The 12201-nt window shown below is 72.0% G+C and carries 9 protein-coding genes; 7 read left to right on the top strand and 2 right to left on the bottom strand.

The annotated features are described in order from the left end of the window. The first annotated feature begins 34 nt into the window (after positions 1-34). Complete coding sequence (locus K7G60_RS21855; protein WP_225802622.1) at positions 35-922, top strand: lytic polysaccharide monooxygenase; 888 nt, start codon at positions 35-37, stop codon at positions 920-922. On the opposite strand, the gene K7G60_RS21850 is transcribed toward K7G60_RS21855, so the two are convergent. Further along, positions 919-1512: a DUF4240 domain-containing protein gene (locus tag K7G60_RS21850; protein WP_225802621.1), complete on the bottom strand. Its 594-nt coding sequence runs from the start codon at positions 1510-1512 to the stop codon at positions 919-921. The two genes, K7G60_RS21855 and K7G60_RS21850, sit on opposite strands and share 4 nt — an antisense overlap. Before the next feature lie 100 nt (positions 1513-1612). Next, positions 1613-4024, bottom strand: coding sequence for an endopeptidase La (lon, locus tag K7G60_RS21845; RefSeq protein ID WP_225802620.1), 2412 nt, complete (start codon positions 4022-4024; stop codon positions 1613-1615). A gap of 131 nt (positions 4025-4155) precedes the next feature. Between lon and K7G60_RS21840 the strand changes: the two genes are divergently transcribed. The 6 genes from K7G60_RS21840 to K7G60_RS21815 all read left to right on the top strand — a co-directional run bounded on the left by K7G60_RS21840 (position 4156) and on the right by K7G60_RS21815 (position 12189). Further along, positions 4156-4794 (top strand): GNAT family N-acetyltransferase, encoded by a 639-nt coding sequence (locus K7G60_RS21840; RefSeq protein WP_225802619.1) that lies wholly within the window; start codon positions 4156-4158, stop codon positions 4792-4794. A 55-nt stretch (positions 4795-4849) separates the two neighbouring features. Then, positions 4850-5380, top strand: coding sequence for a hypothetical protein (locus tag K7G60_RS21835; RefSeq protein WP_225802618.1), 531 nt, complete (start codon positions 4850-4852; stop codon positions 5378-5380). A 117-nt stretch (positions 5381-5497) separates the two neighbouring features. Continuing rightward, positions 5498-6169 (top strand): spermidine synthase, encoded by a 672-nt coding sequence (locus tag K7G60_RS21830; RefSeq protein WP_225802617.1) that lies wholly within the window; start codon positions 5498-5500, stop codon positions 6167-6169. Positions 6170-6240: 71 nt separating this feature from the next. After that, positions 6241-6978 carry a response regulator transcription factor gene (locus tag K7G60_RS21825; protein ID WP_030688813.1) on the top strand — a complete coding sequence of 246 codons (738 nt, stop codon included), beginning with the start codon at positions 6241-6243 and terminating at the stop codon, positions 6976-6978. A gap of 56 nt (positions 6979-7034) precedes the next feature. Continuing rightward, on the top strand, positions 7035-8087 hold the full coding sequence (locus tag K7G60_RS21820; protein WP_374115659.1) for an ATP-binding protein: 1053 nt from the start codon (positions 7035-7037) through the stop codon (positions 8085-8087). Between the two features lie 331 nt (positions 8088-8418). Then, a complete protein-coding gene (locus tag K7G60_RS21815) occupies positions 8419-12189 on the top strand; it encodes a multifunctional oxoglutarate decarboxylase/oxoglutarate dehydrogenase thiamine pyrophosphate-binding subunit/dihydrolipoyllysine-residue succinyltransferase subunit (protein WP_225802616.1) in 3771 nt (1256 codons plus the stop codon). Positions 12190-12201: the final 12 nt, after the last annotated feature.

Raw genomic sequence — 12201 nt, 5'->3', positions numbered from 1 at the left:
CCGTACTCCCCCACGCACGAGAGAGAGCCCCCGCATGCCGTCCTCCCGCCGCACCGTCACCGGCGTCGCAGCCCTGTCCGCCGCCGCTGCCCTGGTCAGCCTCACCCCCGCCACCGCGAGCGCCCACGGCGCCGTCTTCAACCCCGTGAGCCGGGTGGCCGCGTGCTACGCCGAGGGCCCCGAGACGCCCAGGTCGCAGGTGTGCAAGGACCTCGTCGCAGACTCCGGCACCCAGCCGCTCTACGACTGGAACGAGGTCAACATCGCCAACGCCGCCGGGCAGCACCGGTCCCTCATCCCGGACGGCAAGCTCTGCTCGGCCAACCGCGAGAAGTACCGGGCCCTGGACTGGGCGCGCACCGACTGGCCCTCGACCGCCGTCGCGGCCGGCTCCTTCGACTTCAAGGTCCGGGTGACGGCCCCGCACTCGGGCACGATGACGGTCTACATCACCAAGGCGGGCTTCGACCCGACCCAGCCCCTGAAGTGGTCGGACCTGGACCCGACCCCCGTCGCCGTCCACGACACGACCCGCACCGCGACCGACGGCTTCTACAACTTCACCGGCAATCTGCCGGCCCGCACCGGCCGCCACGTCGTCTACAAGATCTGGCAGCGCAACGACAGCCCCGAGGCCTTCTACAGCTGCTCGGACGTCACCTTCGGCGGCGCGACGACGGCGACGACGGCCCGGACGCAGCCCCAGGCCCCGACCGAGGCGAAGATCGCGGCCGGCGCCGGGCTGTCCACCGTGAGCCACGCGGGCCACGGCGGCGACGAGCGGCCCCCGGCCCTCTCCGCCGACGCCGCCGAGGCCCCCTCCTCGCCGCTGCCGACGGCCCTCGCGGGGGCGGGCGCCCTCGCCGTCTTCGCGGCGGGCAGCCTGCTCCTGGGCCGCCGCCGCGACTCCTCCGGCTCCTAGGAGCCGGAGGCACCGGGCGGGAAGAGGGCGGTGAGCCGGGGCATGGCCGACCCCTCCGGCCGAGGCGCCCGAGGCTCCTCGTCCTCTTCCCACTCCCCCGCCGCCTCCGCGGCGTCCTCCGCCTCCTCGACGGCGTCGAGGAACTCCTCGCCGTCGTCGTCCTCCTGGCCCGTCAGCTCGTCGTACGCGTCCTGGGCGACGTAGTCGAGCTCCTCCCACTCGGGCCACTCGTCGTCGTCCCAGTCGTCGTGGTGCCGGCCCACGAGCGCGCGCACCCCGGGCACGTCGGCCAGCGCGTCCGGGTCGGCGAGGACCGACTCGTACACCTTGCGTCCCTGGCCCACCAGCCAGAGCGTGAAGTAGTGGAAGCCGTCGTCCGTGCAGGCGCCGCCCTCGATGCGGTTCGCCGCCGTCCACAGCTCGCGCGTGTCCGCCGTCTCGGTCGCCCGCTCCAGCCGCACCTGGAACGCCACGCTCTCGTCCACCGGACGCCGTATCAGCTCTTCCCGCAGCCACTCGAGTCGCTCGTCCCGGTCACCGGTCCGGCGGATCGACTCGTCGATGAGAGCCCAGAAGGCGTCGTCGTTCATGCGTACGAGCATGCCAGTCCCGGCTGACATCCGGGTAACGGGATCCTGGCGCGCCGGAGCGGGGTGCCGCGGACGGCACCCCGCTCCGGAACGCGGGGAGTTACGCGGCCACCTCCACCGGCACCACCGCCGGCGAGAGGGCGATCTCCAGGACCTGGCGGACGTCCGTCACCGGGTGGACCTCCAGCTTCTCCAGGATCTCGGCCGGGACGTCGTCCAGGTCGGCCTCGTTCCGCTTGGGGATCACGACGGTCGTGATGCCCGCCCGGTGCGCGGCGAGGAGCTTCTGCTTCACGCCGCCGATCGGCAGCACCCGGCCGGTGAGGGAGACCTCGCCGGTCATGGCCACGTCCGTGCGGACGAGCCGGCCGCTCAGCAGCGAGGCGAGGGCGGTCGTCATGGTGATGCCCGCGCTCGGCCCGTCCTTGGGCACCGCGCCCGCCGGGAAGTGGATGTGCACGCCCCGGTCCTTCAGGCCGGTGACGGGCAGCTCCAGTTCCGCGCCGTGCGAGCGGAGGAAGGAGAGCGCGATCTGCGCCGACTCCTTCATCACGTCGCCCAGCTGACCGGTGAGGGTCAGGCCGGCGGCACCCGTCTCCGGGTCGGCGAGGGACGCCTCCACGAAGAGGACGTCACCACCCGCGCCGGTCACGGCGAGCCCGGTGGCGACGCCGGGAACCGCCGTGCGCCGCTCGGCCGGCTCCTGGGCCGACTCCGGCACGTGGTGCGGCCTGCCGATGAGGGCCCGCAGGTCCTCCGGGGCGATCGTGAACGGCAGCTCGCGCTCGCCCAGTTCGTGCTGGGCCGCGACCTTGCGGAGCAGCCGGGCGATCGAACGCTCCAGGGTGCGGACGCCGGCCTCGCGGGTGTACTCGCCGGCCAGCTTGCGCAGCGACGCCTCCTCGAGGACGACCTCGCCGGGCTCCAGGCCGGCCCGCTCCAGCTGGCGCGGGAGCAGGTGGTCGCGGGCGATGACGACCTTCTCGTCCTCGGTGTAGCCGTCGAGGCGGACCAGCTCCATGCGGTCGAGCAGGGCCTCCGGGATGGCCTCCAGGACGTTCGCCGTCGCCAGGAAGACGACGTCGGAGAGGTCGAGTTCGACCTCCAGGTAGTGGTCGCGGAAGGTGTGGTTCTGCGCGGGGTCGAGGACTTCGAGGAGCGCCGCCGCCGGGTCGCCGCGGAAGTCGGAGCCGACCTTGTCGATCTCGTCGAGCAGGACCACCGGGTTCATCGACCCGGCCTCCTTGACGGCTCGGACGATCCGGCCGGGCAGGGCGCCGACGTAGGTCCGCCGGTGGCCGCGGATCTCCGCCTCGTCGCGCACGCCGCCGAGGGCGACCCGGACGAACTTCCGGCCCATGGCGTGGGCCACCGATTCCGCGATCGACGTCTTGCCGACGCCGGGCGGACCGACCAGGGCGAGCACGGCGCCGCCGCGGCGGCCGCCGATGACGCCGAGGCCGCGCTCGGAGCGCCGCTTGCGCACCGCCAGGTACTCGGTGATGCGCTCCTTCACGTCCTCCAGGCCGGCGTGCTCGGCGTCCAGGACCGCCTTGGCGCCCTGGATGTCGTACCGGTCCTCGGTCCGCTCGTTCCACGGCAGTTCGAGGACGGTGTCGAGCCAGGTGCGGATCCAGGAGCCCTCGGGGGACTGGTCGCTGGACCGCTCCAGCTTCTCGACCTCCTTGAGGGCGGCCTCCCGCACCTTCTCGGGCAGGTCCGCGGCCTCCACGCGGGCGCGGTAGTCGTCGGACTCGGCGCCCTCGGACTCGCCGTTGAGCTCGCGGAGTTCCTTGCGGACGGCTTCGAGCTGGCGGCGGAGCAGGAACTCGCGCTGCTGCTTGTCGACGCCCTCCTGGACGTCCTTGGCGATGGTCTCGGCGACGTCCTGCTCGGCGAGGTGGTCGCGGAGCTGGGCGGTGGCGAGCTTGAGGCGGGCGACCGGGTCGGCGGTCTCCAGGAGTTCGACCTTCTGCTCGACGCTGAGGAAGGGCGAGTAGCCGGAGTTGTCGGCGAGGGCCCCGACGCCGTCGATCTGCTGGACGCGGTCGACGACCTGCCAGGCGCCGCGCTTCTTGAGCCAGCTGGTGGCCAGCGCCTTGTACTCCTTGACCAGTTCGGCCACGGAGCCGGGCAGCGGGTCGGGCACGGTCTCCTCGACGGTGCTGCCCTCGACCCAGAGGGCGGCGCCGGGGCCGGTCGTGCCGGCGCCGATGCGGACGCGGCCGAGGCCGCGGATCAGCGCGCCGGGGTCGCCGTCGGAGAGACGGCCGACCTGCTCGACGATGCCCAGGACGCCGGTGCCGGCGTAGGTCCCGTCGACGCGCGGCACGAGCAGCACACGGGGCTTGCCCGTGCCGGCGCGGGCTGCGGCCTGGGCGGCCTCGACGGCAGCCCGTACGTCGGTGTCGGACAGGTCCAGCGGCACCACCATTCCGGGCAGCACGACCTCGTCGTCGAGCGGCAGCACAGGCAGAGTGAGCGGCACGGACGCCATGGACTCAGAAGCCATGATCTCCCCTTCGGCAGTCAAGTTGAGCTATGTGCACTCAATGCTTGTGAGCCCGGGGATGTTCCCGGACGCCCGTTCGCTCTGAGCGATCACCCCCGCACGCGCCCGCGTACGGCAGATGTAATGCCTGTATGGATATGGCAGCCATTACTTCAGCCTGGGTGGCGGGCTGGACCGCCTCCCGGGGCACCCCGTCCGCGGTCGTCGAGCCCTGGGGCTACCGGATCGAGGTCGGCCTCCCCCGGCACGTCGTACGGCACGTCCTGCCCGCCCCCGACGCGGCCTCCGTCGGCGCGCTCTGCGCCCGGCTGACCACGCCGTACAGCTGGCTCAAGGTGATGGCGGGCCCCGAGGAGGCGGCGGGCTGGATCACCGACGGGTGGACGGTCCCCGACGACCCCGGCTTCATGATGGTCAAGCGGCTGGACCCCGGCGTCCGCCCCGCGCCGCCCGAAGGGTACGCGCGCACCACCGAGGTCGACAGCGGCGTCATCCGGGTCCGCGTCCTCGCCCCGGACGGCACCCTCGCCGCCCGCGGCCGGATCGCCCCGACCGGCTCCACCGCCGTCGCCGACCAGATCGAGACCGACCCCGCGCACCGGCGCCGGGGCCTGGGCGCGAACGTCATGCGCACCCTGGAGGCCGCCGCCGCCCAGGCCGGCGCCGAGACCGGCGTGCTCGCCGCGACCACGGACGGCCTGGCCCTCTACGACTCGCTGGACTGGCGCTACCGGGGACCGCTCACCGGGATCGTCCGGACGGCCCCCTGACACCGCCTGCCTCGTCCGGCTGCGCGCGGGGCCCCGGAGCGGGCATGCTCGTCCCATGGCGCGAGGCGTACGGAGGACGGGAACGTGGTGCGGGTCCCTGCTGCTGGCGGGCGTCCTGGTCGGCGGCGTGAGCGGCTGCGGCCCCGGGACGCCGCCCGCGCCCGGCGGGCCGTCGAGCGCGAGCGCGCCGGCCGCGCCGAGCCCCACGGCCGCCCCCGGCACGCCGGCGGCGGACCCCCAGCCGGGCGAGGTCCTCGTCGAGGTGGTCGTCAACGGCGGCCTGGCGGGCGTCCGCAACCAGCTCGTCGTCCACTACGACGGCAGCTGGACCAGCCGCTCCGGCACCAAGCCGCCCCGGACCGGCCGGCTGACCCCCGCCGAGGCCGCCGAGCTCCGGGCGGCCCTGGAGGACCCCGCGTTCGCCCTGGTCCCGGAGCGCCCGACGGGCCGCCCGATCCCGGACGGCTTCCAGTACTACGTGACGTACCGCCACCGGCTGGTCGTCGCGGACGACGGCGAGCGGCCGCCCGCCCTCCGGCGCGTCTTCGCCGCCCTCCCCGAGGGCGGCCCGCCGACGAACCCCTGAGCGGGGCCGGTCCGCAGGCCGCCCGCGGACGAAGGCCCGTTATGCGTTTGTCCCGGCCGTCGGCGCCCCGCCAGGATGACGGGACGAACCGGACGTACCCGAGACCACGGAGTGATCATGACCAGCCCCGTCACCCTCGACCGACGCGAAGGGCCGTACGGAGAGGTGGTGCTCCGCCGCCGCGCCGAGCACTACGAGATCATCGCCAACGGCACCTTCCTGATGGACACCTCCGACGGACGCTCCGAGCGGCTCCTGATCGACGCGGCCCTCGCCGCCCTTCCCGAGGAGTCCCGTCACGGCGCCTCCGTCCTCGTCGGCGGCCTCGGCGTCGGCTTCTCCCTGGCCCACGCCGCCGCCGATCCCCGCTGGGGCCGGATCGCGGTCGCCGAGCGCGAGGAGGCGATCATCGACTGGCACCGGCGGGGACCGCTCGCGGCGATCTCGGGGGCCGCGCTCGCCGATCCGCGGACCGTGATCCTGCACACGGACCTCGTGACCCACCTCCGCACCACCACCGACACCTACGACGCCCTCTGCCTCGACATCGACAACGGGCCCGACTGGACGGTCACCGAGGACAACGAATCCCTGTACTCGGCCGAGGGATTGGCGGCCTGCGCGGCCCGGCTGAACCCCGGCGGGATCCTCGCCGTGTGGTCCGCGCAGCCGTCCGCCGATTTCGAGGAGTCGTTGCGGAATGCCGGATTCAGCGGGGTACGGACGGAAGAGATCCCCGTTGCCCGGGGCGTCCCCGACGTGGTCCACCTCGCCGTCCGTCCCAGGTAGCTCCTGGATAGCCGGGACGCCACCGGTACCTCTAGGCTGCTGCACCGACATCGGCGACGCGAGGCGGGGCAATGGAGCAGACACACACCACTCACCACGGTGCGGCGGCCACTCCGGGGGCCCAGCGGCGCGTCCTGGTGGTCGAGGACGACGCCACGATCGTGGAGGCGATCTCCGCGCGGCTGCGCGCCGAGGGCTTCCTCGTGCAGACCGCGACCGACGGTCCCGCCGCCGTCGACGCGGCCGAGGCCTGGCAGCCCGACCTGATGGTCCTGGACGTGATGCTGCCCGGCTTCGACGGCCTGGAGGTGTGCCGCAGGGTCCAGGCCCAGCGCCCCGTCCCGGTCCTCATGCTGACCGCCCGCGACGACGAGACCGACATGCTGGTCGGCCTCGGCGTCGGCGCGGACGACTACATGACCAAGCCGTTCTCGATGCGCGAGCTGGCCGCCCGGGTGCACGTGCTGCTGCGCCGCGTGGAGCGGGCCGCGCTCGCGGCGGTCACCCCGCGCAGCGGCATCCTGCGCCTGGGCGAGCTGGAGATCGACCACGCGCAGCGCCGGGTCCGGGTCCGCGCGGAGGACGTGCACCTGACCCCGACCGAGTTCGACCTGCTGGTCTGCCTGGCGAGCACCCCCCGGGCGGTCCTCTCCCGCGAGCAGCTGCTCGCCGAGGTGTGGGACTGGGCGGACGCCTCGGGCACCCGGACCGTGGACAGCCACATCAAGGCGCTGCGCCGGAAGATCGGGGCCGAGCGGATCCGCACGGTCCACGGCGTCGGTTACGCGCTGGAGACCCCGGCGCCGTGAGCCGGCCGGTGCCCGGGAGGCCGCACACGGGACAGGGGCCGCGCCGGCCCCGCCGGATCGTGATCTCGATCAAGACCAAGCTGGGCGCCCTGGTCGTCGGGGCGGTCCTGCTGACCTCCTGCCTGGCCCTCGTGGCGATCCGCACCTCCACCGAGTTCCGGTACATCACGATCTTCGCGATGATCGCGACCCTGCTGATCACCCAGTTCGTGGCGCAGTCCCTGACGGCGCCGCTCGACGAGATGAACACGGTGGCGGGGTCGATCTCGCGCGGGGACTTCAGCCGCCGGGTGCAGGGCGCGGACCGGCGGGACGAGCTGGGCGACCTGGCCTCGACGATCAACCGCATGGCGGACGACCTGGAGGCCGTCGACCGGCACCGCAAGGAGCTGGTGGCCAACGTCTCGCACGAGCTGCGCACGCCGATCGCCGCGCTGCGGGCCGTCCTGGAGAACGTCGTGGACGGGGTGTCCGAGGCCGACCCGGAGACCATGCGGTCGGCCCTGAAGCAGACGGAGCGGCTCGGCCGGCTCGTGGAGACCCTGCTCGACCTGTCACGTCTTGACAACGGTGTCGTCACGCTCCGGGCGAGCCGCTTCGAGGTCTGGCCGTACCTGTCGGGCGTCCTGCGCGAGGCGAACCTGGCCGCGTCCCAGCGCGGCCTCTCGTCCACCTCGGGGCTGCACCGCCGTACGGACGTGCACCTCCACCTGGACGTCTCGCCGCCCGAGCTGGTCGCGCACGCGGACGCGGAACGGCTGCACCAGGTGATGGCGAACCTGATCGACAACGCGGTGAAGCACTCCCCGCCGCACGGCCGGGTCACGGTCCGGGCCCGGCGCGGCCCGTATCCGGACTCGCTGGAGCTGGAGGTCGAGGACGAGGGCCCCGGCATCCCGGAGTCGGAGCGGCACAAGGTCTTCGAGCGGTTCAACCGGGGCTCGGCCAAGGACCGGCAGGGGCCGGGAAGCGACGGCGGCACGGGGCTCGGTCTCGCGATCGCCCGCTGGGTGGTGGATCTGCACGGCGGCGGGATCGGAGTGGCCGAATCGTCACGTGGATGCCGCATCAGAGTCACTCTTCCGGGCAGCCTTCCCCCCAGAGATTGACGTAGGGTTCGAACCGGAAGCGCACGTTCTGCGTGTACGTGAGCAGGACCTGCGTCAACGTGAGCGGGACTGCGCTTCCGTGAGCGAGACCTGCGTCTCCGTGAACGGGACGTGATCGGGGGTGCGGCCGAACCGGGCCGTGCTCGCGCTTTCCCGTACCCTCACACCTGCAGAACCACAGTTGTTTCCCGCCATTCACGGCGCCGAAACACCTCGTCAAGTGTGACTTGCGCGACGTTGGACTGCCCGGCCTGCACCTCCCGGCCGGACAGGCGTAGCCTTTATTTCCGCTGTCCATCACCTTGTGAAGCGGAAGAGGGCGGTTGCCGCCGTGTCGTCTCAGTCCCCCAGTACCCCGAGCTCCCCGACCGACCAAGACGGGCAGGGCCAGAACCCTGCAGCCGCCTTCGGTGCCAATGAGTGGCTCGTCGACGAGATCTACCAGCAGTACCTCCAGGACCCGAATTCGGTCGATCGTGCCTGGTGGGACTTCTTCGCCGACTACAAGCCCGGAGCGTCGGAGACCCCGGCCGCCCCGGCCCCCACCACTCAGAGCGCGCCCGCCGCGCCGCAGGCGGGCCCCGCACAGGCCGCGCCTTCGGCTCCGGCGGCCGTTCCGGCCCCCGCGCCCGCCCCGGCCCCCGCGAAGCCCGCCGCGGCTCCCGCGCCGGCCGCCGCGAAGCCCGCCGCCGCCCCGGCCGCGGTCAAGGCCGCCCCGGCCGCCGAGGCCCCCGCCGGCCCCGAGCTGATCACGCTGCGCGGCCCCGCCGCCGCGGTCGCGAAGAACATGAACGCCTCCCTGGAGGTGCCGACGGCCACGTCCGTCCGCGCCGTCCCGGTGAAGCTGCTCTTCGACAACCGGATCGTGATCAACAACCACCTGAAGCGCGCCCGGGGCGGGAAGATCTCCTTCACGCACCTCATCGGCTACGCGATGGTGCAGGCGATCAAGGCCATGCCGTCGATGAACTACTCCTTCGCGGAGAAGGACGGCAAGCCGACCCTGGTCAAGCCGGAGCACGTGAACTTCGGCCTCGCGATCGACCTGGTGAAGCCCAACGGCGACCGCCAGCTCGTCGTCGCGGGCATCAAGAAGGCCGAGACGCTCAACTTCTTCGAGTTCTGGCAGGCGTACGAGGACATCGTCAAGCGCGCCCGCGTGGGCAAGCTGACGATGGAGGACTTCTCCGGCGTCACGGTCTCCCTGACCAACCCCGGCGGCCTCGGCACCGTCCACTCCGTGCCGCGTCTGATGCCCGGTCAGTCCGTCATCATGGGCGTCGGCTCGATGGACTACCCGGCCGAGTTCCAGGGCACCTCCCAGGACACCCTGAACAAGCTGGGCATCTCCAAGGTCATGACCCTGACCTCGACGTACGACCACCGCGTCATCCAGGGCGCCGCCTCCGGCGAGTTCCTGCGCATCGTGGCGAACCTCCTCCTCGGCGAGGACGGCTTCTACGACGAGATCTTCAAGGCCCTGCGCATCCCCTACGAGCCGGTCCGCTGGCTCAAGGACATCGACGCCTCGCACGACGACGACGTCACCAAGGCCGCGCGCGTCTTCGAGCTCATCCACTCCTACCGGGTCCGCGGCCACGTCATGGCCGACACCGACCCGCTGGAGTACAAGCAGCGCAAGCACCCCGACCTGGACATCACCGAGCACGGCCTCACCCTGTGGGACCTGGAGCGGGAGTTCGCGGTCGGCGGCTTCGCCGGCAAGTCGATGATGAAGCTCCGCGACATCCTCGGCGTGCTCCGCGACTCGTACTGCCGCACCACCGGCGTCGAGTTCATGCACATCCAGGACCCGAAGCAGCGCAAGTGGATCCAGGACCGCGTCGAGCGCCCGCACTCCCGCGTGGAGCGCGAGGAGCAGCTGCGGATCCTGCGCCGGCTGAACGCGGCGGAGGCCTTCGAGACCTTCCTGCAGACCAAGTACGTCGGTCAGAAGCGCTTCTCCCTGGAGGGCGGCGAGTCCGTCATCCCGCTGCTCGACGCGGTCATCGACTCGGCCGCCGAGTCGCGCCTCGACGAGGTCGTCATCGGCATGGCCCACCGCGGCCGCCTGAACGTCCTGGCGAACATCGTCGGCAAGTCGTACGCGCAGATCTTCCGCGAGTTCGAGGGCAACCTCGACCCGAAGTCGATGCACGGATCCGGCGACGTCAAGTACCACCTGGGCGCCGAGGGCACCTTCACCGGCCTGGACGGCGAGCAGATCAAGGTCTCCCTGGTCGCCAACCCCTCGCACCTGGAGGCGGTCGACCCGGTCCTGGAGGGTGTCGTCCGCGCCAAGCAGGACGTCATCAACAAGGGCGGCACGGACTTCACCGTCCTGCCGATCGCCCTCCACGGCGACGCGGCCTTCGCCGGCCAGGGCGTCGTCGCCGAGACGCTGAACATGTCGCAGCTGCGGGGCTACCGCACCGGCGGCACGGTCCACATCGTCATCAACAACCAGGTCGGCTTCACCGCCGCCCCGGAGTCCTCGCGCTCCTCGATGTACGCGACCGACGTGGCCCGCATGATCGAGGCGCCGATCTTCCACGTGAACGGCGACGACCCGGAGGCCGTGGTCCGCGTCGCGCGGCTCGCCTTCGAGTTCCGCCAGACGTTCAACAAGGACGTCGTGATCGACCTCATCTGCTACCGCCGCCGCGGTCACAACGAGGGCGACAACCCGCAGTTCACCAACCCGCAGATGTACAACCTGATCGACAAGAAGCGTTCGGTGCGCAAGCTGTACACCGAGTCGCTCATCGGTCGCGGCGACATCACCCTCGAAGAGGCGGAGCAGGCGCTCCAGGACTTCCAGGGCCAGCTGGAGAAGGTGTTCGCGGAGGTCCGCGAGGCCACCGCCGCCCCGGCGTCGGCCACCGTGCCGGACCCGCAGGCCGAGTTCCCGGTCGCCGTCACCACCGCGGTCTCCCAGGAGGTCGTGAAGCGGATCGCCGAGTCGCAGGTCAACGTCCCGGAGCGGATCACGGTCCACCCGCGTCTGCTCCCGCAGATGCAGCGCCGCGCCGCCTCCATCGACGACGGCACCATCGACTGGGGCTTCGGCGAGACCCTCGCCATCGGCTCCCTGCTGATGGAGGGCACCCCGGTCCGCCTCTCGGGCCAGGACTCCCGCCGCGGCACCTTCGGCCAGCGCCACGCGGTCCTGGTCGACCAGGAGACCGGCGAGGACTACACCCCGCTGCTCTACCTGACCGAGGACCAGGCCCACTACAACGTCTACGACTCGCTGCTCAGCGAGTACGCGGCGATGGGCTTCGAGTACGGCTACTCGCTGGCCCGCCCGGACTCCCTGGTCATCTGGGAGGCCCAGTTCGGTGACTTCGTCAACGGCGCGCAGACCGTCGTCGACGAGTTCATCTCCTCGGCCGAGCAGAAGTGGGGCCAGACCTCCGGCGTCACGCTGCTCCTGCCGCACGGCTACGAGGGCCAGGGCCCGGACCACTCGTCCGCGCGCCCGGAGCGCTTCCTCCAGATGTGCGCCCAGGACAACATGACGGTCGCCATGCCGACGCTGCCGTCGAACTACTTCCACCTCCTGCGCTGGCAGGTGCACAACCCGCACCACAAGCCGCTCATCGTCTTCACCCCGAAGTCGATGCTGCGTCTGAAGGCCGCGGCGTCCAAGGTGGAGGAGTTCACCACCGGCGGCTTCCGCCCGGTGATCGGCGACACCACGGTCAACCCGGCCGACGTCCGGAAGGTCGTCTTCTGCGCCGGCAAGGTCTACTACGACCTGGAGGCCGAGCGTCAGAAGCGCGGCGACACGGAGACCGCGATCATCCGTCTGGAGCGCCTGTACCCGCTGCCGGGTGCCGAGCTGCAGGCCGAGATCGCCAAGTACCCGAACGCGGCGAAGTACATCTGGGCGCAGGAGGAGCCGGCGAACCAGGGTGCCTGGCCGTTCATCGCGCTCAACCTGATCGACCACCTCGACCTGGCGGTCGGCGCGGACATCCCGGCGGGCGAGCGCCTGCGCCGGATCTCGCGTCCGCACTCCTCCTCCCCGGCGGTCGGCTCGGCCAAGCGCCACCAGGCGGAGCAGCAGCAGCTGGTCAACGAGGTCTTCGACGCCTGATCGACCGGAGCG

The organism is Streptomyces sp. NK15101 (genome assembly GCF_020400725.1).
Lineage (GTDB): Bacteria > Actinomycetota > Actinomycetes > Streptomycetales > Streptomycetaceae > Streptomyces.
This window is presented reverse-complemented; position numbering and strand designations above follow the sequence as displayed.